General features: G+C 65.3%; 21 protein-coding genes and 1 pseudogene. 10 read left to right on the top strand and 12 right to left on the bottom strand.

Translation table 11 applies throughout. The features are described 5' to 3' along the window. Positions 1-108 precede the first annotated feature (108 nt). Positions 109-342, bottom strand: a complete 234-nt coding sequence (locus OHA42_RS14175; protein ID WP_406237406.1) for a hypothetical protein — start codon at positions 340-342, stop codon at positions 109-111. Positions 343-1,627: 1,285 nt separating this feature from the next. Here OHA42_RS14175 and ltrA point away from each other — a divergent pair. The 6 genes from ltrA (at position 1,628) to OHA42_RS14145 (ending at position 6,025) form a co-directional block, all read left to right on the top strand. Next, complete coding sequence (gene ltrA, locus OHA42_RS14170) at positions 1,628-3,058, top strand: group II intron reverse transcriptase/maturase (RefSeq protein WP_406237404.1); 1,431 nt, start codon at positions 1,628-1,630, stop codon at positions 3,056-3,058. A 135-nt stretch (positions 3,059-3,193) separates the two neighbouring features. Beyond that, positions 3,194-4,396 (top strand): IS110 family transposase, encoded by a 1,203-nt coding sequence (locus tag OHA42_RS14165; RefSeq protein ID WP_406239351.1) that lies wholly within the window; start codon positions 3,194-3,196, stop codon positions 4,394-4,396. A 231-nt stretch (positions 4,397-4,627) separates the two neighbouring features. After that, entirely contained in the window at positions 4,628-4,795 is a 168-nt protein-coding gene (locus OHA42_RS14160; protein WP_406237402.1) for a hypothetical protein, read from the top strand. A gap of 237 nt (positions 4,796-5,032) precedes the next feature. Beyond that, a complete protein-coding gene (locus OHA42_RS14155) occupies positions 5,033-5,497 on the top strand; it encodes a hypothetical protein (RefSeq protein WP_328401007.1) in 465 nt (154 codons plus the stop codon). Beyond that, the gene (locus OHA42_RS14150; RefSeq protein WP_328401005.1) at positions 5,494-5,811 is read left to right on the top strand and encodes a transcriptional regulator; all 318 of its coding nucleotides are present in this window, start codon (positions 5,494-5,496) and stop codon (positions 5,809-5,811) included. Before OHA42_RS14155 ends, OHA42_RS14150 begins: the two co-directional genes overlap by 4 nt. 61 nt (positions 5,812-5,872) lie before the next feature. After that, positions 5,873-6,025, top strand: coding sequence for a hypothetical protein (locus OHA42_RS14145; protein WP_328401003.1), 153 nt, complete (start codon positions 5,873-5,875; stop codon positions 6,023-6,025). 378 nt (positions 6,026-6,403) lie between these two features. Here OHA42_RS14145 and OHA42_RS14140 read toward each other — a convergent pair whose 3' ends face one another. After that, positions 6,404-7,750, bottom strand: a complete 1,347-nt coding sequence (locus tag OHA42_RS14140) for an IS110 family transposase (RefSeq protein WP_406237399.1) — start codon at positions 7,748-7,750, stop codon at positions 6,404-6,406. Positions 7,751-8,172: 422 nt separating this feature from the next. Between OHA42_RS14140 and OHA42_RS14135 the strand changes: the two genes are divergently transcribed. The 3 genes from OHA42_RS14135 (at position 8,173) to OHA42_RS14125 (ending at position 11,860) form a co-directional block, all read left to right on the top strand. Then, positions 8,173-9,015 carry a hypothetical protein gene (locus OHA42_RS14135; RefSeq protein WP_406237397.1) on the top strand — a complete coding sequence of 281 codons (843 nt, stop codon included), beginning with the start codon at positions 8,173-8,175 and terminating at the stop codon, positions 9,013-9,015. Positions 9,016-9,190: 175 nt separating this feature from the next. Then, positions 9,191-10,525: a hypothetical protein gene (locus OHA42_RS14130; RefSeq protein WP_406237395.1), complete on the top strand. Its 1,335-nt coding sequence runs from the start codon at positions 9,191-9,193 to the stop codon at positions 10,523-10,525. Positions 10,526-10,933: 408 nt separating this feature from the next. Then, positions 10,934-11,860 (top strand): SDR family NAD(P)-dependent oxidoreductase, encoded by a 927-nt coding sequence (locus OHA42_RS14125; protein ID WP_406237393.1) that lies wholly within the window; start codon positions 10,934-10,936, stop codon positions 11,858-11,860. A gap of 206 nt (positions 11,861-12,066) precedes the next feature. Here OHA42_RS14125 and OHA42_RS14120 read toward each other — a convergent pair whose 3' ends face one another. From OHA42_RS14120 to OHA42_RS14075, 10 genes and pseudogenes are all read right to left on the bottom strand, one after another. Further along, positions 12,067-13,305 carry an SGNH/GDSL hydrolase family protein gene (locus OHA42_RS14120; protein WP_406237391.1) on the bottom strand — a complete coding sequence of 413 codons (1,239 nt, stop codon included), beginning with the start codon at positions 13,303-13,305 and terminating at the stop codon, positions 12,067-12,069. 36 nt (positions 13,306-13,341) lie between these two features. Continuing rightward, positions 13,342-14,772, bottom strand: coding sequence for an MFS transporter (locus tag OHA42_RS14115; RefSeq protein ID WP_406237389.1), 1,431 nt, complete (start codon positions 14,770-14,772; stop codon positions 13,342-13,344). 73 nt (positions 14,773-14,845) lie between these two features. After that, positions 14,846-15,322, bottom strand: a complete 477-nt coding sequence (locus OHA42_RS14110; protein ID WP_406237387.1) for a MarR family winged helix-turn-helix transcriptional regulator — start codon at positions 15,320-15,322, stop codon at positions 14,846-14,848. A 350-nt stretch (positions 15,323-15,672) separates the two neighbouring features. Further along, positions 15,673-16,857, bottom strand: a complete 1,185-nt coding sequence (locus tag OHA42_RS14105; protein WP_406237385.1) for an NAD(P)/FAD-dependent oxidoreductase — start codon at positions 16,855-16,857, stop codon at positions 15,673-15,675. Between the two features lie 80 nt (positions 16,858-16,937). Beyond that, positions 16,938-17,882 carry an RNA polymerase sigma-70 factor gene (locus tag OHA42_RS14100; protein ID WP_406237384.1) on the bottom strand — a complete coding sequence of 315 codons (945 nt, stop codon included), beginning with the start codon at positions 17,880-17,882 and terminating at the stop codon, positions 16,938-16,940. A gap of 187 nt (positions 17,883-18,069) precedes the next feature. Beyond that, positions 18,070-18,966, bottom strand: a complete 897-nt coding sequence (locus OHA42_RS14095; protein ID WP_406237382.1) for an RNA polymerase sigma-70 factor — start codon at positions 18,964-18,966, stop codon at positions 18,070-18,072. Then, complete coding sequence (locus tag OHA42_RS14090; RefSeq protein WP_406237381.1) at positions 18,966-20,150, bottom strand: NAD(P)/FAD-dependent oxidoreductase; 1,185 nt, start codon at positions 20,148-20,150, stop codon at positions 18,966-18,968. The genes OHA42_RS14095 and OHA42_RS14090 overlap by 1 nt, the downstream gene beginning before the upstream one ends. A 131-nt stretch (positions 20,151-20,281) precedes the next feature. Continuing rightward, a complete protein-coding gene (locus OHA42_RS14085; RefSeq protein ID WP_406237380.1) occupies positions 20,282-20,413 on the bottom strand; it encodes a hypothetical protein in 132 nt (43 codons plus the stop codon). A 773-nt stretch (positions 20,414-21,186) separates the two neighbouring features. Next, positions 21,187-21,525: pseudogene (locus OHA42_RS14080) on the bottom strand (transglycosylase family protein); the annotation flags it as partial. A 285-nt stretch (positions 21,526-21,810) separates the two neighbouring features. Beyond that, a complete protein-coding gene (locus OHA42_RS14075) occupies positions 21,811-23,901 on the bottom strand; it encodes a trehalose-6-phosphate synthase (RefSeq protein WP_406239349.1) in 2,091 nt (696 codons plus the stop codon). A gap of 98 nt (positions 23,902-23,999) precedes the next feature. On the opposite strand from OHA42_RS14075, the gene OHA42_RS14070 reads away from it, so the two are divergent. After that, positions 24,000-24,986 carry a carbohydrate kinase family protein gene (locus tag OHA42_RS14070; RefSeq protein ID WP_406237378.1) on the top strand — a complete coding sequence of 329 codons (987 nt, stop codon included), beginning with the start codon at positions 24,000-24,002 and terminating at the stop codon, positions 24,984-24,986. The last annotated feature ends 16 nt before the right edge of the window (positions 24,987-25,002 follow it).

Below are 25,002 nucleotides of genomic sequence, written 5' to 3'. Positions count from 1 at the left end.
CCGGCAGCGGCCAGTCCGACCCAAGAGACGCGTTACGGGCTTACGGTCGTGGGACAGCGTCGAATATGACCGTCATGTCGGCCGTGTAGAGGCCATTACGGGCCGCGACTATCGGGATCGGCGTTGCCGGTTCAGCAGCGCCAGCCGTGTACGTGGCAAGCAGGTTGCCGGCCCATCGGTGACCGGGAGAAGCGTCGGGACGACGCGCCCACCGGTGAGCACCAATTCGGGCACACCATCGGTGTATCGAACCGACAACGCGCCCACATCCTCCGGCGCCACCTCTGTTGCCGGGATCACGATCAGTTCGGCGCCTGTCAGTTCGGATTGCGACTCAGTCATATCCAGTCCTCCCGTGGCCCTTGAACGTTCGCGAGCGCAGTTCACCCGCCAAAGACAGTCTGATGCCTATATCCGGCGGCTGTCTCGATTACGACCGCAACGGAGGTGGGCGCGCCGGGGCACCTGCATAGGCAGGACCGCCGCGAATCGATCGGTTCTTGAACACCTACCCAGGGCGGCCGGAATCGCCCGTCCAGTCCCGCCAGAGCGCTGCGACGAGCATCCCGCCCAACCAACGTCCGCACATGGCTCCCCTACTTATCCCCGGACGATCCGATCTGTGAGCTCGTGTCGTTCAGGTCTGGCGCGGTGACCCCTTTGGCTCCCCTTGGACTTTGAGACCTCACTAGAGGCCGCGGCCGTCGAGGCCGGACCTCGATCTGACGGCGGATCCGGTTGGCGCGGTGTGTCTTCCGGATCCGGCGTTGGTGAGCAGTAGAGATTGTTCGTGGTTCGAGCCCGCCCGCGCGACCAGACGCCCTGCTGAACCGAGAGCCTGTCGAGCTCTGACGCAGACCGGTGCCGTGCGGGTGCGCTGGGATCGCGAACAGCTCATCGGAGGCAAGCCCGAGAGGCTCGTAAGTAGGGTGCTGCGCGTTCTCGCCTGGGTCTTGGACCAGCGGAAACCGTCTGATGGAGGACAGATTTGAACCGATACTGCGGAATCGACTGGGCCGAAGGCCATGTGCGCCACGAGGCGCTTGAAGTCGAGCGGAGGTGAGAGACCTTCGCCATCCGGCCGTCGCAGCGGCCGGATGAAGCTGAGGACAGCCTGATCCGGGAGACGCCGGTGAGGGTGGGAGCAGTCCTGACAACGCCGGGACGTGCCAGCACTGCCAGATGGCGCGGGTCCGGTCAGCAAGACGGAAAGGTGTACGCGAGAAACCAGTGCTTGACGCCCCTTAACGGCCCTCCAGCTCAAATCTGGCGGATATGGGCTGGTCGCGGTGCGCACCCGACGCTGATGGAGGGTCGGGGAACTCTTGGCGGGGATGTGACAAGCCGTCAGGAGGCCACGGTGAATGCCTGCGGCGTAACCGTGGCGATGCCGCAGGGGTAGAGCTGGGCGCCTAATCCGTCGATCGACTCTCGAGTGAACGTGGGAACCGTTCGATGTCGTCCCTGTCTCGTGCAGCCAGCACGAACCGGGGACAGGCCCGTCGTCGGCTGACGACAGCGAACGGGGCGGAGGCTCCGTAGTAGTCCGAGATCGGGAAAGCCGATCACATGGCGAAGGGAGCCAGCAAATCAGCAGCGGAAGTATTGGAAGACCAGGAGGGCACTCGTGAATACAAGTGAGCTGTCGCTCAACGCGATTCGTGCTGAGCGGCGGGTACTGGAGATTCAGACCAAGCTGCATCGTTGGGCGAACGACGATCCTCATCGTCGGTTCGACGATCTGTTCAACCTCGTCACCGATCCCAGCTTTCTGCTGATGGCCTGGGAGAGGGTTGCGGGGAACAAGGGCGCGCGCTCGGCCGGAGTCGACGGCATGACCACCGCCTTCGTCCGGGACAGGATCGGCGAGGACCAGTTCCTCGTCGAGCTGCGGGATCAGTTGAAGGCCCGCAGTTTTCACCCGACACCGGTCCGAGAACGGATGATTCCCAAGCCAGGGTCGCGCAAGCGGCGTCGCCTGGGCATTCCGACCGTGGCCGATCGGGTGGTCCAAGCATCCTTGAAGCTGGTGCTGGAGCCGATATTCGAGGCGGACTTCGCTCCGTGCTCCTACGGCTTCAGACCGAACCGGCGTGCGCACGACGCGATGGCCGAGACGCGCTTCCTGGCATCCAAGACCTACGAATGGGTGCTCGAAGGCGACATCAAGGCATGCTTCGACGAGATCTCGCATTCGGCCCTGCTGGACCGGGTGCGGGCTCGAATCGGCGACAAGCGAGTGCTCGCGCTGGTGAAGGCGTTCCTGAAGGCCGGCATCCTCACCGAGGTCGGCACATCCAAGGAAACCGTCACCGGCACCCCGCAGGGCGGGATCCTGTCTCCGCTGCTGGCCAACGTGGCCCTGTCGGTTCTGGACGAGCACTTCACCAGAATCGAGGGCGGCCCGCAGACCAGCCCGAAGCGACGGTTCACCCGACGCCAGAAGGGGTTGCCCAACTACCGGCTGATCCGGTACGCGGACGACTTCGTCATCCTGGTCTCGGGCACCCGAGCCCACGCGGAGGCACTGCTTCCCGAAGTCTCGGAGGTCTTGTCCACCGTCGGCTTGCAGCTGTCGCCGGAGAAAACTCTGATCACCCACATCGACGAGGGTCTCGACTTTCTCGGCTGGCGCATCCAGCGCCACCGAAAGCGAGGCACGACAATGCATTTCGTCTACAACTACCCAGCTAAGAAGGCACTCCGGTCCATCAAGGCCAAGACGAAGACGATCTGCCGAATGAACGTCAGCCTGTCGCTGGCAGTCCTGCTGCACAAGCTCAACCAAGTGCTGCGGGGCTGGACCGCCTACTTCCGTCCCGGAGTATCGGCCCGCGCCTTCCAATATCTGCGCATGATCGTCTGGCGACAGGTATTCGGATGGCTGCGGCGCAAGTACCCCAACGCAGGATGGAAGGAGCTTCGCCGCCGCTTCTGCGACGGCGGATGGTGGCCACACGATCGAGAAGTCGTGCTGTTCAATCCCGGCTCGGTGGTCACGACGCGCTACCGACCACGGGGCACGACAATCCCCTCGCCATGGCCCAGCACACGGTGAGATAAACGACAGCTCAACGAGATTTGTGGAGAGCCGGATGCGGGGACAACTCGCACGTCCGGTTCGGGAGGGCGGCGTGGAGAAACGGACCGGGAGCAATCCCGGCACCGCGCTCCACGTCGACCCCACCACGACATCGCGATTGTCGATCGTGACGGTGTGCTGGTGGCGAAGAAGCGGATCAGCGACGACCCGACGGGTTTCGCCGAGCTGATCGAACTACTCGCCGACGCCGGTGACACCGCCGAGGAACCGATCCCGATTGCGATCGAAACCTCCCGCGGGCTGATGGTCGCCGCGCTGCGCGCGACCGGTCGACCAGTGTTCGCGATCAACCCGATGGTGGTCGCGCGTTATCGCGAACGCCGCAGCCTGGCCCGCGCGAAATCAGATCACCTCGACGCGATGACATTGGCCAACATTTTGCGCGTCGATGCCCATATTCACCGACAGCTGCCCGCCGACAGCGAACTCGCCCGGGCGATCACGGTGCTGGCCCGGGCGCAGCAGGATGCGACTTGGCGGCGAACCAAGGCCAGCAACGAGTTGCGCTCGCTGCTGCGCGAGTACTATCCGTCGTTCCTGGCCACCTTCGCGGCGAGATCTGTCACCAACCTTGCTAAAGCTGAAGCGCGAGCTGTTCTTTCGATCGCGCCGACTCCGGCGCAGGCGATGAAACTGACCAAGACCCGCGTCGCTGCGGCATTGCGCCGGGCCGGGCGTCAACGCGGCATCGACCAACTCGCCGCCGACATCGTGGACGGATTGCGCAAACCCCAACTGCGCCAACCCGAGTTGGTGGAAAAGGCGATGGGCCGCCAAGCCGAGGCGCTGCTGGCCATGCTCGATGCCGCCTGCGCCGGCGCTGCCGACCTGGAGCAGGCCGCCGCCGAGGAGTTCCGCAAACACCGCGACTACTCCATCATCACCAGCTTCCCCGGCTTGGCCGACCTCACCGGGGCCCGGATGCTCGCCGAACTCGGCGACGACCGCACCCGCTTCACCAACGCCCGAGGGCTGAAGGCTTATGCCGGCTCAGCGCCGGTCACGCGAGCATCCGGCAAGACCATTTCCATCACCCACCGCCGGATCAAAAACGATCGCCTGGCGGCCCTGGGCTGGGTGTGGGGCACCACCCTGATTGTTTTGTCCGGTCCTGCCTATGAGCACTACCGACGTCGTCGCGACCACGGCGACCGGCACGCCCCCGCGGTCCGGCACCTGTTCAACAAGATGCTCGGCCAGCTCCATCACTGCCTGCAAACCCGTCAAACCTACGACCCCGCAAAAGCTTTCAGCGAACCTCCCACGACGTCAACGGCATCCGCTGCAGCTTGACAGTTAGCGGAATCGGAGGTCTCTCGTGTCAAGACGTGGGTTCCAGGTCGGGGCTATTCTGGTTGGCGGTAAGTCCGGGTTGTGGCTTGTCCGAAGTGCCGGTATGCGGGGTTGAGCCGGTCGCGCTGGAGTCAGTAGTCGCCCCCGATTGCCCTCCCGGGCTTGCCGTTTCCCGTCTGCGCTAGTCGTCGAGCATGCCTGCTTAGACGACGTTGGAGGGGCGCCGTTTCAGTGCCCGCATCGCAGAAACTGATTGACAGCGCGCCGGGACATGTCGCACATGTGCGCCGACTCGTGTTCGACCCGCTGACCACCGTGCAGCGCCGAAAGCTCCGCGCCGCACTTTCCGGCATCGCGGAGACGGTGCGGCGGGAGGCGGCCGGTGGTCCCACCGGGTAAGCGCGCTCACCCGCCCGCTCGGCGCAGCCTTCGCTGCACGGCGCGGCCCGATGCGACGCAGGGTTCAAGTTTGTCGAATACTGCCGAGGCGGGCATTCGACGCTGCCGAATAGATAGCTGCGCCGCCCTTCGACAGTCCTGATCGCGATCATTCCGGGCGGCAGGTCGACCCTCGCCCCTTGACTTTCCCAGTAGGAAAGTGGAGACTCACTTTCCTACTGGGAAAGTGAGTTCACCATGGAAAACGTCGCTCCGGATCAGGCAAGCGCCGCGCTGGACACGGTCGAGCGGGCGCGCCGCCGTGTGGCCGAGGAGGTCGGGCTGCCGCGCGGATACTGGTGGGCAATGGCCGCCGGCTGGGTCGTGCTCGGCGCGATCGGGGACCTCGGGCCGCAATGGCTGATCATCGCCGCGACACTGATCTTCGGCGCCGGGCACTCGTTCGTCGCCTCGCGGCTGCTCAACGGGCGTCGCCGCACCGATCAGGTGCAGGTCAGCGCGGCCGTGGCCGGACGCCGCACCCCGATCGTGGTTGTGGGCATGCTGTTCGCGCTCGTCGCCCTCACCATCGGCCTGGCGATGGCTCTGGACGCGGACGGCGACCGCAACCCCGGAATCTGGGCGGGAGTGCTGGTGGCGGCGATCATCGGCTTCGGCGGCCCGGAAATCCTTCGCGTCCTGCGGCATTGGTTGCGCGCGTGACGCAGGCCCGCTTCGACGAACTCATCCACCCGAGCACGCGTCTCTCGCTGGTCGCGACACTCGCAGCCGCCGACTGGGCCGAGTTCGCCTTCCTCAAAGACCACCTGGGGCTGTCGGATTCGGCCCTGTCCAAGCAGCTCGCCACCCTCGAAGACGCCGGTTATATCGCCACCGAACGCCGCCTGGACGGCAGCCGCCGCAAGGTCCGTGCCCGGCTGACCGAGCACGGAAGGGCAGCCTTCACCGGCCATATCGCCGCCCTACAGGAAATCGTCGCCGCAGCGACACCCGCGGACCCGGCCACAACGTCCTGATTCGAAACCTCGGCGGAGGCCGCTGATCGCTTCGAATCGCCCTACCTAACAGGAGCTCGACATGGGAATCTTCCGCAAGACCAAACGTGACCCCGAACAGCCGCCCCAGCAGCAGCCTGCAGCGACGCCGCCCCGGCCCGACCAGGAAGCCAAGCGCCGCCGCCGGCGTCGCCTGCTGGGCGGCGCGTACACCGGCGGCTGGAGCGGGAGCTGACCGCGCCGCGCTGGATCCGCGGCCCAGCCTGCGCTACTGAACGCGCCGCCCTGAATCAGGTTGCCGTGCAAGCCGACCGAAGCAGGAACTACACGTTCTCGAGGGCCTGTTCGATCTGCTCGGCAGATTCCTCGCGGCCCGCGAAAGCACTTTGTGGAACGTCCGCACATCAGCGTAAGTGGTTTTGTGTCAAGCGGTTCGGTCGGTGCCTCGCCCGTCGTCGTCCCTGCATAGCGGTAATGGGGTTGAGCCCGGCAGCGTGTAATCGGGTTGAGGTGACGACGGACGGGGCTGCCCGTGATGTGCGTCGAGATCACGGTGTGTCTCTATGCCGCGTGGGGCTCGCCCTGACCGACCGCTCGGTGGTCGCCGTAATGTTCAGGCGGCCACCGGGATTGGGGGTCGTGTGCCGTGGGTTGCGGTCTGTGGATCCCAGCGTTGGCCGGTGGTGATGACGGCGTGGAGGTGGCGCAGGATCGTCGCGGCGATAGCGGCTTGGGTTTGGGTAGGGGTGAGTTTGTTGGTTTCGCGCCCGGTCAGGTGCTGGTAGCGGGCGGCATAAACAGGGTTGGCGCGTTGGGTGCCCCACACGGCTCGCCAGGCGGCTAGACGCAGGCTGGGTCGGCCTTGGCCGGTGAGTTTGGTGCGCCCGGTGAACGCGCCGGAGAGTTTCTCTCGTGGTGCCAGCCCGGCGTGTTTGACCAGCGCTCGGGCCGTCGCGAAGCGGGTGGGGTCGCCGGTTTCGGCCAGGATCGCCGCCGCCCCCACGCCGGAGAGCCCGGTGATGGAGGTGACCAGGTCGGTGAGTCGAAGGTCGTTGAGCACGTTGATCATTCGAGTCTCGGTGTCGGTGAGTCGTCGTTGGTTTTCGGCCCAGTCGCCCAGCAGTAGTTGTACTCGTTCCAGCGCGCCGCGCCGGTGCGCGATCACTCCGGCCGGATCGCCGAGGGCGGTGAACAGGTTTCGAGTGATGCGCAGCGATGGCTTCTGACCGCCTCGGCGGGTGATCTCGCGGCGCACCGCATGCTCGAAGCGGGTCGAGCCGAGGCGGCGAGTGCGCGTGAGGTCGCCGTTGTCGCGGTCGCAGATCACGCTCATCGCCGCGACCCAGGTGCGGGACCGAAACGGTTGTCGCGCGGTATCGAGTGCGGCCGGCCATACGCATTCCAGCAGTGAGCGCAGCTGCTGGATTTGGCTGACCATATCGACAAGTAACTGCTCGCGGCGAGCACCCAGATGCCGCAGCCTGCCCCAGGTCTCATCGACAGGTTCGGGGATATAGCAGCGCAACTGCGCGGTCAACCGGGCGATCAGCACCGCGTCTTTCTCATCGGTTTTGTCGCAGGTCAAATCCTCAGCACGGCGCGACCACGAAGTCATAGACGGCTGGACACACACAAACGCCATGCCACGATCGGCGGCCAGCTGTCCCAACACCCGCCACCGATGTCCGGTCGGCTCACACGCCACTGTCACACCCGCGAACCCCGCCGCGGTTGCGCGTTGGCCAGCCCAGTCCAACGCAACCCCTAGGTCCCACGCACGGCATCGGAATATTTTGCGGGCCAATACTTTCGAGTCGTGATCGGTCACCACGACCATTTGTTTGCGGTCGGCCAGATCGATCCCGACGATGGCATTGTTGACCGGGACCAGCGCTCGAAGCCGCGCCAAACGAGCGTTTCGGTTGCGATCACCCCGCGACAAACCATTACCGTTACCCATGAACGTCCTCCTCCTGCGATGGGACACCAAGCCCGACAAGCGCATCAGGAGGACGTTCGTCCGTTCCACACCGCAGCGCAGAACGTCTTTCTATGCCGCATATCGGGCGTTCGATCAGGGACAAACGTTGGCCAACAGTTGATCTCGCGATCGCGCGCTCATGCCGATGTCCGAGCAGTCAGAGCCGTCGATAGACGGAGCCTGTGCGGCTCGCGGGTTCGCCCATGACGACAGATTGGTCAACCTCCGCGAGCTGATTATGCAGATCGGCGAGCACGCTGGGCCGCCACCGCAGCAGGGCTGAGGCCGAGAATGGGACCGGTCGGCGAGTGTGGATTCGGGAGGTGATGCCGGTCTGCTGCTCGAGTGTGGCGAATCCATTTGCGATCACCTGCTGCCGAATGCCGTGCCAACATCGAGGTATGACGCAAATCCCTGTAGGCAGAACACCTTTCGACGACATCTATGACCAGCCGGACCCGCGGGGGTTCTTCGGCGGTCTCGGCCGGTTCGACTACCAGACCCCGCAGCATGCCCAACGGGTATTCCGCCGTCTGGCCGCGGCACGCGCACGATCGGGACCCGTGACGGTGCTGGACCTGTGCTGCTCGTACGGCATCAATGCGGCGTTGCTCAACCACCACCTGACCCTCGCCGACCTGTACGCCCGCTATACCTCCCCGGGGGTGGCCGCGCTGGACACGGCCGAACTGATCGAGTCCGACAAAGACTTCTACGCCGCTCGTCGCCGTGAAGATGCCGTGCCGGTCGTCGGGCTGGATATCGCCGCCCCGGCGATCGACTACGCGCTGGCCGTGGGTCTGCTCGACGCCGGCTTCTCCGAGAATCTGGAGACCGACACCGCTTCCACGGCCCTGCTGCGCGCGGCCGGAGCCGCCGGTTTGATCACTGTGACCGGTGGCGCGAGCTTCCTGACCGCCCGCACCATCCACCAGTTGCTGTACGCCGCAAAGGAACCGGTGTGGGTTGCCGCGTTCGTGCTGCGCACCGGCTCCTACCAGCCCATCGCCGACGCTCTGGCCGAGCATGGGTTGGTCACCGAGGTCGATTCGGAACGCACGATCGTTCAACGTCGATTCACCGATCCCGACGAACAGCGCTACGCCGTCGCGGCCGTCGCCGCGACCGGCGCCGACCCCAGGGGGAAGGAGACCGAGGGCTACTACCATGCCGCATTGCATCTGTCCCGGCCTCGGGACCGGACCTTGCCCTACGCCAGCCTCGCCGGGCCCGAAACCAGCTGAGCGATGCCTGGATACCACGCGAGACTCACACACCCGCCATCCGCTCACGCCGCTGGCGCGCGCCGAAGCCCGGCTGCGGCCCGCGCTCAGGTCGACTCACCAGCGGACGTGCGCACATGCCGATGATCGTGCGGGTTCTGTGACCGTCCCAAGGCGGCTAGTTCACCCTTAGTAGATGGATCCGGCCCCGCAGTATCGCATCGACCCGGCCGGACTGCCTGGTGACACTGCCCGGACGCTGTTCGAGGCGTGGGTTCTCGATCTGTCCCGCGAGCGATTTGGCAACCCGGGATGGGGAACGGGTGGCGACGGCGAGGGACCTACCTTCACGGTCGGCGACCAGGAGGGGGACCACTTTGTGCTGCGCTGGACAGGGCTGGACATCTCGATAGTGGCGTCGACCGGCATTGAGAGCGACATCGTTCAGTCGATTCTTGAGAGCGCGTCGGCCAGGGTCGCCGCGAGGGACACCGGAACACCGGTGATCTACAGCGTGGAGATGAAGCTGACCGGGCTCGACTTCAATTCGGGCGCAGCACACTTCATACGCGTCTTGGGCGACCAAGTCCATATCGAGGGCAGTCGTCGGCTGGGTGACGAAATCCTGCTCGACTTCGAGGAAGGGCGCTTGAGCGATACGCCCGTCCAAGGTCTGCTCTTGGCACCACCGAGCAAGGTACAGGTGACCATCTTCGCCCCAGGGCCTGGACCCAGCGAGTGGTCCCAACGCAATGTGGCGGGATGCGCCGAAGTGGTGGCGGCGATCTGCGCATTTGCCACCGGCCGTCCAGTCGAATACCAAGTGCCGCAGTTTCCAGCAAAAGATACCTACGCCGAACGAGCCGTTGCACGCCGGCACAGCCCGGAAATCATGGGGCTCGCGCGAGATTTCGTCTCCTTGGATGTAGTCGGTGACCTGCCGATGCGGGGCGGCCTGGATGCTGTGCTCCGGGTTCGCGGCGCCCTGCTCGCCTATCACGCGGCACTCAAACAAACCACCCCGGACGTCGCCGTGATGCTGTTCGTGACCGCGATCGAGTCACTGATCGCACCACACCCCGAATGGGGAAAGGACAAGGTGACAACTCGGTTCATAAAGTCGCTGATCGACCTCTGCCCGTATGCAGTAGATGCGCTGCTCGCGCACGACAATGTCGAGCAAGCTTTCGAATACCGGAAGCGAGGAAAGGTCAATCGGCAACGGCAGGACCTAGTCAATCGGATCTACCAAATGCGATCTACTCCTACTCACACCGGACTTGCCTTGTCGGCGACGGGCATGGCCATTCTCGGAACGCCGAGCAGCATGCGCGTCGCCTTGCTCTCCGATCTCGCTCGGGCCGCGATCTTGAGCTTCATTCGCGCGCCTCGCTCGTCAGTAATCGGTCACCCGATGATCGATCAATCAACTGATCGCCAGATGACGTACAAGCACCTCCCGATGCTGACAACCGTCGTTGACCCCCGGCATGCCGCCGGTCAGTACGTTTTCTCGATACCGCACTCATGAGTGGGAGCGATCTCACTCATGGTCAGCCACGATCCAGTTCGTCGGCGCTGGCGGGGATTCGGCAGGTAAGGGGGTGCGAGACGGTCTCGTCCCCCACCGCGTTCCCCGACGAGGTACACCACAATCCTGTCCGGTCCTTTTCACCGGGTGATTTCCTTCAGGATGCGCCCAGGTGCGGATGGTCGAAGCGGGGATACGCCAGAAGTATTCGATGTCGGCGGCGGACAGTTCGGCGTCGAGAGTCCGCAAATGCCGCGTGGCGCGCGTTCACGAACGTCCGCAACTGCCGAATTCCGGACATGCCGTCGATCCGCTCCGGCGGGCTGAGCGGGTACTCCGAATTGGTGCGGGGCTGCATGCCAGTGGCGTGTGAGGGCGGTGCAAGAGCCCGCTGTAAAGGTCGATGGCATGACGTGGCATAGCGGCCAGCAGGCCGAGGGGAAAACAATTCTGATTACCGGCGCTAACGCGGGCATCGGGTATTTCGCCGCCGAGCAACTCGCGGCCAACGGTGCCACGGTGGTGCTGGGCTGCCGTGACACCGCCAAGGGCGACCTCGCAGTACGTGCGATCCGGGCACGGGTTCCCAGCGCTCGACTGCGGTGCGTGCGCTTGGATCTGGCGGATCTGTCCGCACTGCCTGCGACAGTGGACGCCCTCGATGCCGACCGCCTGGACGCGGTCGTGCTCAATGCCGGGGTCCTGCTGTCGGGTCCCGATCGCCGCATGAGTGCTCAGGGGCACGAATTAATGTTCGCGACAAACCATCTCGGGCACTTCGCGCTGGTCGCTCAGCTGGCGCCGATACTGACCGCCACCGCGAACAGTCGGGTGATCACGGTGGGCAGCTTCGCCGCGCGGTCGGAGCGGCTGGATCTCACCGATCTGCAATCGGAGCACGACTATCGGCCCAAGCGCAGCTACGGGCGATCGAAACTGGCCCAGATGCTGTTCGGTTTCGAACTGGATCGCCGTCTGCGCGCACACGCTGCCGGCACCACCAGCATGGTCGTCCATCCCGGCGGTGCCCTGGACTCACTGACCCCGTCGCGGCCACCGTTGTTCATCCGCACCACCGCCCAGCGCCTGCGCGGGCTACCCGCAAGCGTTGCGCTGCACGGCAAACACGCAGGGGCCGAAACCCTTGTCCGAGCCGTTCTGGACACCGAAATCACCGGCGGGCAACTGTGGGGCCCAAGAGTTTTCGGTCTCCGCGGACAACCACACAGGGAAGCACCCCACGCGCATATGACCGACCTCGACACCGCCGCCGGACTGTGGGCCGCTAGTTCGGCACTCACAGGCGTCGACCCGCTCGGCGTTGGCTCGGCCTGAGACGGCTGCCGTGTCCTACCGCCGTATTTCGAGTGCCAACAGAACACAGGCAAACCACTTCGACTTCTCCAGTCTGAACGAATCCTCGAACTCCGACCAGGGTAAATCTCCGATCAGGCATGGTCGCCGAGGCCGCCCTCCTCGAATTCGACTTCGGGGCAACCCGACCGGACACTCGAGCGGCGCTACTCCATTACCTCCGCTGGTCAGCCGAACTCGGCGGGGTTCACCGCGGCCGCCATGGCGGCATAGCCCGCATCGCTCGGGTGGATGTGATCGCCGCTGTCGAATTCCGGGGCGAAGCGCTGGGGATCGGCCGGATCGCGTAGGGCGGCATCGAAATCGACCACGGCGTCGTATGCACCGGCGGTGCGGATCCAAGCGTTGAGTGCCTGGCGGGCGGACTCGGCCGCGGGTGAGAAGTAGGGCGAGCCGTGGATGGGGGTCAGGGTCGCACCGATTACCCGCAGGCCCTTGGCGCGGGCCTGGCGGATCAGATCGAGATGCCCGGCTACGAGTTGGTCGGTGGAGACGGGGACGACGGTGTCGGCAGCGCCCGGACCGTCGGTGCTGAGGCCGATGTCGTTGATGCCCGCGAGGATGATGACGGTGCCGACACCCGGCTGGTCGAGTACATCGGTGCGGAATCGGCGTTGAGCACTGTCCCCCAGCCAGGACGAGTCGACGGTGACCCGGTTGCCCCCGATGCCCTGGTCGATGACCGCGCGTGGATTGCCTTCGGCGGTAAGACGTTCGGCTAGTTCGTCAGGGTACCGGTTGTCGGCGTCGGGGGTCGAGCGGACGCCTTCGGTAATGGAATCACCGAAGGTGACCACACCGGAGCGGTGCGGGAGCACATCGAAGACCTCGACGCCCGACAGGTAGTACCAGGACTGGGTGGTCTCGGTGAAGGCGGTGCCGACGCCGTCCGCGCGGTGGTCGCCGGTCGCGCGGTAGGTGGCCGCGAGGGCCTGTGCATGATGGGTCGCCGGGCCGGTCGGCTCGGCGAGGTGGAGTGTGATGGTCAGTGACTGGAAGGGCGCGACCGGCAGCAGCACCGGATCGGTGGTGAGATCGGCCCCGGCCGGGATTCGGAATTCCGAGGCGAGACCGAAGGCCAAGGGCCGCAGGGTGTCCAGGCGAATGTTCGCGCCGGCATCGGTCACCGCGATCGTGGCCCCGGCGATTGCCAGTGGCTCGGTGCCATATCGATTGGTCAGCCGTACCCGGGTGGCGACACCACCCTGGCTCACCCGGACTACCTGCCGCAGAGTGTGATTCGAGAACCCCCCCTCGGACCAGTTGGGTCCCATTGTCTTACTCGGCATTTGTGCCGAGGTCGCCCACACTGCGGTCCACCCCGACTCCTCCACCGGTGCCGCATGCGCGGTTACGGCGGCCGCGAGCAGAAAGAGGCTGGTCACCAAGGCCCGAAGAAAACGCATGACGAAGTCCGTTCAACAGCAGGGATTCCGGATGGGTCAGAGAGCGGGAGCCGCGACTTCCGCAGGGGCGGAAGCGGTGATGGCGGGCCGACGCAACACGGTTAGGCTGACCACGAGCGCGGCGGCCAACAGCCCGGCCGCGACGGTGAAGGCCAAGCGGTAACCGCTGGTCAATGCCGCGGCCTCGGAAGCACCCGAAACCAACCGGCTCCCAGTGCGAGAGGCGGCGAGCGTGGACAGCACGGCAATGCCCAGCGCCATGCCGACCTGCTGCGTGGTGTTGAACAATCCGGAGGCCAGCCCGGCATCCTCGGCATCCGCATCGGACATACCCAACGTGGCCAGCGCGGGCAGCACCAGCCCGCCACCGGCGATCAGCACCATCATCGGCAGCAGATCGACGACGTAGGAGGCATCCACCGGAAGCCTTGTCAGCCAACCCATTCCGGCCAGCAGCAATACCAATCCAGCAACCAGCACGGCACGTTCACCGAAGCGGGTAATCAACCGAGCCGAGGCGAACAGCGACACCCCACCGATTGCGGCGGCCGCGGGCAGCATGGCCAGCCCGGTGGCCAGTGCGCTGTAGCCGAGGACCTTCTGCATGTACAGCGCGACAATGATCTGGAAGGCGAACATGGCCGACAGCGTCAGCATCTGCACCAGATTGGCGCCGGATACATTGCGGGAATGGAAGATTCGCAGCGGCAGCAGCGGCGTAGGCGCGGTCTGCTGACGCACGACGAAGGCGACGAGCATGCCGACCGCAACCGCTCCGAGCCCCAGCGTGTGCGCGGAAGTCCAGCCGTACTCCTCGATCTTCACCACCGTGTAGATACCCAGCATGAGTCCACCGGTCACCAGCAGCGCACCGAGCGCATCCGCACCCGCGGCCAACCCGATACCACGATCGGCAGGCAAGGCCTTCACCGCCAGCGCGACGGTCACCACCCCGATCGGCACATTGATGAGGAAGATCCAGTGCCAGTTCAGCGCATCGGTCAGCACCCCGCCCAGTACCTGGCCGATGGAGGCGCCGGCCGCACCGGTGAAGCTGAAAATCCCTATGGCCTTTGCCCGTTCACGATTCTCGGTGAACAAAGTGATCAGGATTCCCAGCACCACCGACGAGGCAATAGCACTGCCCACGCCCTGGAGGAAACGGGCGGCGACCAGCAGCTCCGGCGTAGTGGCCGCTCCGGCGAGCAGCGAGGCGACGGTGAATACCGCATTCCCGGTGAGGAACATGGTCTTTCGGCCGATCAGATCACCGAGCCGCCCGGCCAGCAGCAGCAATCCACCGAAGGCGATGAGGTAGGCGTTCACGGTCCAGCTCAGTCCGGCCGCAGTGAAGCCCAGATCGTTCTGGATGGCGGGCATCGCGACGGTCACGATGCTGCCGTCGAGGATGGTCATCAACGTCGCCGCCGACAGTACGGCGAGGGCGAGGCGCTTGGACATTGTCATGGGTCATCTCCCGTTCGGAACCAACAAGAGAGACCGTACTAGATAGTTCCGTTGCAGACAATATTGAAGCGGACTATTGCCTGGCGCGCCGCGCCGCCGACGCCTCCGCCGGTGCCGCGAGATGCCCTTCTGCCAGGGAATTCAAGGCGCGCAACAAGTTTTCGCGATCCCCCTTCGGCAGGGCCTCCAGAGCCTTCCGATGCACCCCATCGACAATCTTCTGACTCCGCTTGGCGACCTTCTCCCCCTCCGGGGTAACCGCGATTATCCGAGCCCGCCGATCCGTACTGGATGGCCGCCGCTCCGCCAACCCGGCCTTCTCGAGCGCGTCGACAGTGACCACCATGGTGGTCTTATCCATATCCCCGATCTCCGCGAGCTGAACCTGGGTCCGCTCTTCCTCGAGCGCATGCACCAGCACGCAATGCATGCGAGCGGTCAGCCCGATCTCGGCCAGCGCCGCCGCCATACGAGTGCGCAACACATGGCTCGTGTGATCGAGCAGAAACGACAGGTCGGGCTCATCACGCTTGGGTGCCAGTGCAGTCATACCCCCAATCATAGTTTTGTTGCAGATAATCTTCACACCCCACATCTTCCCCTCCCACGTGGAACGCACGCCCATGCCGCGATCAGCGCGGCTCGAGGTCCTGATCGGGTGCATCGTTGTTCATGAGTACTTCAGTGGACATCGATGTCGCCCTACCGCGCGGTCGGCAATGTCCGCTTCTGCCGATTTCAGGATGCTTCCGCGCCTCGCCCCTGACTGCCGATAACCGGGCTTACCAGCGGCCAGGTGCACACATTCGCGGCGATCACCGGCACCCAATTGGCCGGGATCCGCCTGGGCGCGGGCCGTGTCGGGTCGTCGTCCGACAGGGCCCACGCGGTGGTGCGGCGTCACGCGGTGACGGCGAGCGCCTCCGCCGCCACGATGATGTGGCGGCGGCGGGTCGGGAGCATATTCGTCGGGTGGGTGATGCTCCAGGCTGCGGACTTGCAGACGAACTCCTTGATGCGGGCGGCCGTCTTGCCGGTGATAGCGGAGGGCTTGGGTTGGTCGTCGGGGGTGACGAATTGGATGATGGCGTCGTAGCGGCCGAGGCTGATGCACTGGACGGTATAGCCGATGGTCTTCTGGGGAACCTTGCGGCCGGTCAGGCGGGCGGCGATGGCGTCGGCGGCATGATGGGCCATGGGGACGCCCGACGCGCAGGACATGCGGAGCGGTTTATTGCCCGCGCCCTGTGCCAGTGCGGCGTCGCCGACGGCGTACACGTCGGGATGCGAGACCGAGCGCATGGTTGCGTCGACGACGATACGGCCCGTCGCATCTACCTCGAGGCTGGTGGCCGCGGCGATGGGGTGGACCGCGAAACCGGCCGTCCACACCGTCGCCTGGGCAGGGATCACGCTGCCGTCGCCGGTGACCGCACCCTCGGCTCGGACGCGCGTGATGTCAGCGTGCTCGTGCACGGCGATGCCGAGGCGATCGAAGGTACTACGCAGGTGCTGCTGGGCCTTTGGGCTGAGCCAGTCACCGAAACCGCTACGGGCCGCGATCGATACGCGCAAATCGAGGCGGGACTCGGCGATCTCGGTGGCCACTTCGACGCCGGTGAGGCCGCCTCCGACAACCAACACGGCACCGCTCGCGCCGAGGTCTTGCAGCCGCTCATGCAGCCGCAGCGCGGACGGCTTGCCCGCGACGGCGTACGCATGCTCGGCGACGCCGGGGACGCCATTGTCGGCCGAGGTGCTGCCGAGGGCGTAAACGAGTGTGTCGTAAGCGATCTCGTTGACGCCCTGATCGTCGATGAGCGCGACTGTCTTGCGGTCCGCGTCGACGGCGGTCACCCGTGCGATTCGCACCTGCACGCCGGTACCCGCGTAGACGTCGATCAGCCTGCGGCGCTGCAGTTCCTGTCCGACCGCGAGCTGGTGCGAGCGGACCCGCTCCACGAAATCGGGATCAGCATTGACGACAATGATCTCGGTGTCGTCGAGGTGCAGCCGCCGAGCCAGGCGTCCGGCGGCATTTGCTCCGGCGTACCCGGCTCCGAGAACGACAATGCGGTGCTTCATGGCTTGCTCCTATCGGGTTTGACTCACCTCCTGAACCGGACAGCTCCGCAAACCCTGACAGCCATGGACTGTGAAGTGGATCACCACCCCGTGGTGAAGGGCCGCTGAGGTTCGGCGGCCTGCCACTGGCGCGTGATGTGTTCCAGCTTGTCGGGGTTGAGCTGGATGTGGATATTCGCGACGCCCTCGGCGGTCGTATCGAAGCCGAAGACGCCGTACACCCGCCCGTCGACCTCGACCAGCGCGGCCGGAGCGCCATTGACCTCTACGACATAGAGCGACGGCTCGCCGCCGACCAGATCGCGCTTGACCTTGGTTCCACGGAACACGTCGCGCAGGTAGCGCGCGATGCCCAGGGCACCGAGGACCGGCGTCCTGCGGGCGGGCACCTTGCCGCCGCCGTCGGCGATACTGACCGCATTGTCGGTGAGCAACCGGATCAGCGGCTCGGTATCGCCGCTGAGGGCCGCGGCGAGAAATTCCTCGACGATCCGGCGCGCGGCTTCCGCATCGACCGTGGTCCGGGAGCGCTCGGTGCTGACATGCTGTCTGGCGCGCCGATAGATCTGCTGGCAATTGACCTCGGTGAGGTCGAGGATCTCCGCGACCTCGCGATGCGAGTAGCCGAACGCCTCACGCAGCACATACACCACCCGCTCATTGGGCGTGAGCCGCTCCATGACCGCGAGCATCGCCATGGAGACCGACTCGCGCTGCTCGACGGTGTCGGCCGGACCGAGCATCCGGTCACCGGCGAGTACCGGCTCCGGAAGCCATTGCCCCACATAGGTTTCCCGTCGCGCCCGCGCCGAGGTGAGCTGATTGAGACAGATATTGGTCAGCACCTTCGTCAGCCACGCCTCGGGCGTCTCGATGTGCTCCCGGTCCACGGCATGCCACCGCAGGAACGCATCCTGCACCGCGTCCTCGGCATCGCTCGCCGACCCCAGCAACCGGTAGGCGATCGCCTCCAAACGGCCCCGGTAACTCTCGAACAGATCGGCCTCGCGTGTACTGAGCGACATCTGCCCATCGTCGTCCACGCGCACGGGCCGCGTCCACCTGCGCTGGGCTCGGCGCGGAATGGTGGCCGTCACGAGAATATTCGCCGGCAGGTCACCGGCCGCGCTTGTTATGGTCGCAATCGTGAGCTACCAGTTGTAGCTCTGATTCCTATCGAGTCGGGTCTGTTCACCGCGGCCTATCGGCTCTCTACCGGCTGATCCGGCGCGGAACCGCCGCCGTGACGAGTTTGTCCGGGTTGCGGATGGCATAGAAGTTGGTGATCGTGCCGTCGATGATCTCGATCAGGTAGATCCCTTCCAGGTGGTCGTCGCTGTAGACGGCGATCGCGGGCGTGTTGTTGCAGTTGACCATCTCGATCCGTAGGTTCGGCGTCCTACTCGCCCTGTGGAAAAGGTGCATCAGGTACTGGGCTATCCGCTCCGCGCCCACCACCGGCCGGCGCGCCGCGATGACCTTGCCGCCGCTGTCGGCGGTCCAGGTGGCGTCGGGAGCGAGTAGCGCGAGCAGTCCCTGTGTGTCACCGGTAGCCGCCGCTGTCATGAATTGTTCGGTGATCTGTGCGATCTGCGCCGCGTCGAGCGGCTCGAAGCGTTTACGCCGCGCCTGCACGTGCTCGCGGGCACGGTGCGCCACCTGGCGCACCGTCATAACGGACTTGCCCACGGCTGCGGCGATCTCGTCGTAGTCGAAGCCGAACACCTCACGCAGCACGAACACCGCACGCTCGTCGGGAGTGAGTGTCTCGAGCAGCACGAGCATCGCCATCGAGACCGACTCGGCGAGCACCATGTCAGCCGACGCGTCGTGCTCGTCGAGCAACAGCGGCTCGGGCAGCCACGGACCGATGTAGTCCTCGCGACGGCGCCTGCTGGCCCGCAATGCGTTGAGCGCCTGACGGGTCACCAGTCGTGCCAGATACGACTTGGTGTCGCGCACCGTCGCCAGGTCCACCTCGGCCCACCGCAGATAGCTGTCCTGCAACACGTCGTCGGATTCGGTTGTCGAGCCGAGGATTTCGTAGACGATCGTGAACAGCAGCGGCCGCAGCAGGGTGAACCGCTCGGCATGCTCGTCGGTCATCATCAGGATGTAACCACCAGCGCAGCGGAGGCCGACTGCTCGGGACGCGGGCCGCCCTTGGGCCAGATCAGCGAACCCGGCTTGCGGGCCTCGCGACGTATCTTCCACACCGCGACCTTGCAGGTCATCTCCTTGATTCTCGCGCCCATGCGGCCGCCGATGTAGAGGTTCACCGCGATGTCGTCTTTGCGGGCGAGCTGTCGGATGCCGACGCGACGGCCGAGGCTGATGCACGACCCCGTGAGGGCCAGGTCGATCACCGCGGGTTCGGTCCCCGCGATGTGACTCAGCACGGTATTGGCGGCCTGTGCCCCGAGCGCCCCCGCGCCCTGGCAGCTCATCCGCAGCGGCTGGCCCGACGGCGCGGCGGCGTCGCCGGTCGCCACGATGCGGTCGTCGTCGATACTGGTCAGCGTCTCGTCGGTGAGCAGCCGGCCGAGCGCGTCGGTCTGCAGCCCGCTCTCGGCCGCCAACTCCGGCACACCGAAACCTGTCGTCCAGATGGTGAGTGCGCTCGGACGTACCACGCCGTCGGCGAAGACGACCGCATCCGGCCGAACCTCGGTCACCGCGTCGGCCTCGAGCACGGTGACACCGTGCCGGGACAGCCACTTGGCGACGTGCCGGCGCCCCGACGCACTCAGTGACGGCATCAGGGTTCCTCCGCACACCAGCGTCACCGTGTGTCCTTGTTCGGCCAGTTCGGCGGCCGTCTCGATGCCGGTCGGTCCGCCGCCGACCACGGTGACCGGAGCATCGAGGGGCAACTCCTCCAGCCTGGCGCGCAGCCGTTGCGCGTACTCGAATTCAGCGAGGGGGAAAGCGAACTCGGCCGCGCCGGGCACTGACGACGGTATCGCAGCGGTGCTGCCGACCGCATAGATGACGTGGTCGTAGTCCAGCGCGTGACCCGACCCCAGCCGCACCACACGGGCGGCGGTGTCGATGCGGGTGGCGCTGTCGACAACCAACCGGATGCCCTCGCCGAGCAGTGTGCTGTAGTCCACCGTCGCATCGCCGGTGCCAGCCACGAACTGGTGCAGCCTGACTCGATCGACGAACTTCGGGCGGGGATTGACCAGCGTGATATCGACATCGGTACGCATCCGCAGATGGTTGGCCGCAAGTGTCCCGGCATAGCCGCCGCCGATGACAACGACCTTGTGGCGTGTGTTGTGTTCAGTCATGCCCTCGAGACACCGCGCATCGCCGAAACATGACACGAATGAATGTGATGTGCATCACTCGACTCGAGAGCGTGCGGACGCGCCGACCGTGCAGGTCGATGCGCCTGGACTTGTCGCAGGATACGACCGGCTCAGGCGACGATGCTGCTCCAGTGCCCGAAGCGTCCGGCCGGGAAGTCCACCATGTTGACGCATTTTCCGTCGGCGTCGATCCGAGCCGTTCGCGCTCGCCCCCTGCGTGGGTTGTAGAAGAAGACCACCATCGACGGAGACGATGTGCTGCCAGTCCTCCCCGTCGAACGTTCCAGACGCGTAGTCCCTCACATGCGTGTAGTTACCCGCCGCATCGATCCTCCCGAGCGAGCCATAGAACCTTTCGCGTAGAAGAACAGCCGGCCGTCGCCGAGTGACACGATGTGGTCCCAGAATTTCGAAAACTGCGGCGGCGGGAAGTTTTGCAAGTTGGTGAACTTTCCATCGGCGGCCACCTTGCCTGTAGCGACTTGTCCGGTGATCGAATTCGATTCGCCACCATTCGCCGAACGCTCCAGGCGGGAAGGTGTTCAGGTTGATGTAATTGCCATCGGCGTCGAGTTTCCCACCGCGCCCGCATGGGTCGAATAATCGTAGAAGAACATTGCATTCCCTCTTGTGCCGGTGTATCGAATTCTCGGCGCACCCGGCGGCTCCGATCACGAACGCACTGCTCGTCAGTACTACTGCCAGACATGCGCCGAATACTCTCGAGATTTGCCCCCGGCCCCCTATGCAGGAATGGGAACTATCCAGGCATACGACTCATGGGCAAGATCCATTTGAGATTCGGGTGCAGCGTGAGCACCGGATGTCCTCGGAACGCCCGCTCGAAGCCAAATCATGGCGCGACCTGTAGGGGTGGCCGCTGTTCCCGTGACCGGCGCGGCTGCTGCTACTCCGCGAGGTGTTCACCGCAGCAGGCGGCGTTCATGACGACCGGGAGGATCCGCGTGTCATGGCGCGGGCCTACCCGCTGGACAGCTCTGCTGTCTCACCAGAAAAGGCCCAGCGCTGCCGAACAACCTGCCCAAGGGCCCCAGCCCTGAGCGGCGAGCACCTGCTCGGCGACGGCGATCTGCTGTTCACGGGTGGCTTTGTCGGCAGTCGGCCCATACGCGACACCGCCATATGCAGCCCAGGTGCCCGGCGAGAATTGCAGGCCGCCCTGAAACCCGTTACCGGTGTTGATACTCCAATTACCACCCGACTCACACGCGGCGAGGCGGTCCCAATCCTGATCGGTAGCGGCGGAAGCTTGGCCAACGAATGCCATGCCGGCCCCGCCAATAATCGCGCTGGTAGCGACGATCTTCTTGATTGGGGTGCCCAAAGCGCTCATTTCGCAGTTCCTTTCGAGTCAGCAAACCTATACAGGTGTCCAAGCATGAAAGGTGATCACTGGATCTTTGGCCCGTTCGAGTCTGTGCTGGGCGCGATGAGCTGAAGTGGCAGTCCTCGATATCGTGTCCACATCGAAATACAGACCCATGTCGTGCGTGAACATATTGGCGGCCGCCGGTCGGTCGAAAAGCTGCATCGACCGGGCGGATGAATGGCGGTGTGCACGCGCGGTAATCCCGATTTCCGCGTGTTTCGCGATGTCCGAATCTGCCGAGTTGCGCGATCAGGACGGCTGGTATGTGATCGGCACTGCGGCCGGGTCGGGGGTGCGGACGCTGATGGCGTCGATGATGCGGGTTGCCCAGTCGATGGGGCGGTCGTGGCCTAAGAGGTCGGCCAGACGTTTCGCGCGAGTGCGGCGCTCGGTGCGGTCGAGGGACAGTGCGCGGGCGAGTGTGGCGGTGAGGTCTTCGGGGGAATGCGGGTCGGTGAGTAGGGCGGCGTCGCCGAGTTCTGTTGCGGCACCGGCGTAGCGGGACAGCACTAGCACCCCGGGCCGGGAGCCGGGTCCGGTCACTGCCGACTGGGCGGCGACGAATTCCTTTGCGGTCAGGTTCATGCCGTCCTGCAGGGATGTCACCCAGAACACGTCCGCGGCCAGGTAGTGGTCCATCACCTCGGAGAGCGGCAGGTTGTGCGGGATGTAGTCGATCGGTTGCCAACTGCCGACACGCCAGACGTCGTTGATCTCGGTGATGCGGCGCTCGAGAGCGCGGCGAGTGGTGTCGTAGGCGGAGATGCCTGGTTCCGGTGGTGGGCAGACGAGCCGGAACACCAATCGGCCGTGCAGGTCCGGGCGGTGCTCCAGCAACGCCGCTATGGCGTCGACCTTGTGTACGGGGGCTTTGGTGTAATCGAGACGTTCGACGGAGAGCACCATCGCGTGTCGGCTTGGCCGTATGCGCGAGGCACGGCTGCGGGCGAGTGTTTCGATGGCTGGACGATCGATACCCAGCGGATGGACACCCAAGACTGGCAGTGTGGGCTGGCCAACCAGGGTTTGTCGAAAGTTGTCGGCGAAGGCATTGGTGTGAAATCCAGCCCAGTCCAAATGTATGAGCGAGGAACGAACTTCGTCTGCCGTGGGCAGGGCGGCGAACACCTCCGGCGGCGGAAACGGAGTGTGGTGGAACAGTCCGATGCATAGATCGGGTCGGACCTGGCGAAGCAGGCCGGGGACGAGCCATAGGTTGTAGTCGTGTAGCCAGACGGTCGCGCCGTGTGCTGCTCGCTCGCCGATACGCTCGGCGTATCGCTGGTTGATGACACGATAGTGGGCCCAGGCCGCGGTATCGAAGCGCATGCGGTGCGGCTCGGACATGAGGATCGGCCACAGTGTGTCCTTGCATGCACGATGGAAGTAGCCACTCCATTCGTCGGGGGTCACCGGCAGCAGTGACAACGGGGCCTCGTGCTCGCGTGCGTCGACACCATCCTCGCCGACCTGAGCGGCGATCCAGATGCCCGGCAACCCCTGAGCGAACAGGGCGGTCAGGCTGGGCAGAATCCCGTTGGGGCTGGACGGTGATCGTCGCTCACCCCGGGGGACCGGTGGTCGGTGATAGCCGACTATCAGGCAGTGCCGGTCCTCGGTGCGGTTGTCCGGTGCGACCCACCCCAGCGCGTGTAGTGCTGTGAGAATCCCGCCCGCGCCCGGACGCTCGGGGCGATGGATACGCGCGTCGAGGGGAACCGCCCGGTATAGGGCCGGCTCGGCGGCGCCGACTATCACGCCGTGTGTGCCCAGTTCGAACAGCGATGCATCGTTGAGCGAATCACCGGCCACCAGGACGGAATCCATTGGCCAACCGAACTTTTCGGCCAACGCCGCCACGGCGTTGCCCTTCGATGCGTTCGGCGGCACGACGTCGAAGTAGCGGTCCGCCGAGTACAGCCACCGGCATCCGAGCGCGCGGACAGCGGCGGTGAGTTCGTCGGTCAGCTGGCCCGATGCCAGGTGATACGAGCAGCGCCCGTCCTGCGCCACCCGCTGGTACGTCAGTTGCCCGAAGCGGCCCAACGCATGCCGAACTTGTTGTGTCCCAGGCCATCCGGTACGAAGGTGGGCCTGAATATCCCCGACCGGCCGCAGGTCGGTGCCGTCGACCACGGTGGCACCGACATCGGCGATGATCCAGCGTGGTCTCGGCACCAGCGGGTCACACAGCACATCGGCGACCGACGCCACGCCGCGGCCGGTGGCGAAAACCACCGTCACCTCGGGATGGCGGGCCAACACCGCACACAGCCGACGCCGGTCGGCGATCTCCCCGCCCAGCAACGTACCGTCCAAATCGGTGACCAGAATTCTCATCACCAATCCAAAGCTAACACCCGCAACATGAATCCCTGTGCCGCCGTGACCGTCTCGACCTCCCACATCCGGCACCGCACTCCCGGTACGCTCATCGGATGGGCACAGACGAGCCGGATGGGCGGGAAATTCTCGTGGTGGGCGCCTATTTCGTGGATCTGATCTTCCACGGGCTACCCGAGCCCGTCCGACCCGGCCGAGAGGTCTTCGCCGATGGGTTCACAATGATGCCCGGTGGCGCCTACACCCTGGCCATGGCCGCGCATCGGCTCGGGCACGATGTTGTGTGGGCGACCGACTTCGGCACCGACCCCTTCAGCACCCATGTCCTCCACGCGGCACGCGCAGAAGGATTGGACGAGAGCGGCTTCCGACATCAGCCGACCCCGCTGCGTAGCCTGACCGTCGCCCTGTCCACGCCCGAGGACCGTGCGATGGTCAGTTTCCAGGACCCGAGCTCCCCGCAACCGCTCTCGTCGCTGCTGCGACAATACCGACCACGTGTCCTGATGGTGCCGCAACTACGCTACGACGCCGACACCGTGCACGCGCTGAAGCTCGCCCGCCACCTCGGCATCACCGTAGTGATGGACTGCCAAGACGTCGCCGTCGATGTCGACACCCCCGGAGTGCGAGCCGCGCTGGCTTCCACCGATATCTTCGCACCCAACGCCGAGGAAGCACTGCGGCTGACCAGGGCGCCGACCATGGATGATGCGATATCGCGGCTGACCGAACTTGTGCCGACCGTGGTGATCAAACTCGGCAGCGCCGGAGCCACCGCAACACACGACGGCGAACGTTACGACATTGCCGCACCACAGATTTCGGCTCTGGATACCACCGGAGCCGGGGACTGCTTCAACGTCGGTTTCGTTCATGGCCTGCTCGCCGGCTGGCCGCCGGCGAAATGCCTCGCCGCCGCCGTGGCGTGCGGAACGGCAGCCACCACCGGCCCAGGATCCAGCACGGCTCCGGGGACCGCCGACCTCGAGCGGTGGCTCGCGCGAACCACAATATCGAGTCGCGCGGCTGCGGCCCGCGAACAACGCCGGCAACCGGTTCAGCCTCCCGCAACGCACTGAAATGCCGACTAGCGGA

It is taken from the genome of Nocardia sp. NBC_01009 (assembly GCF_045208035.1).
In the GTDB taxonomy this organism is placed as follows: Bacteria; Actinomycetota; Actinomycetes; order Mycobacteriales; family Mycobacteriaceae; genus Nocardia.
This window is presented reverse-complemented; position numbering and strand designations above follow the sequence as displayed.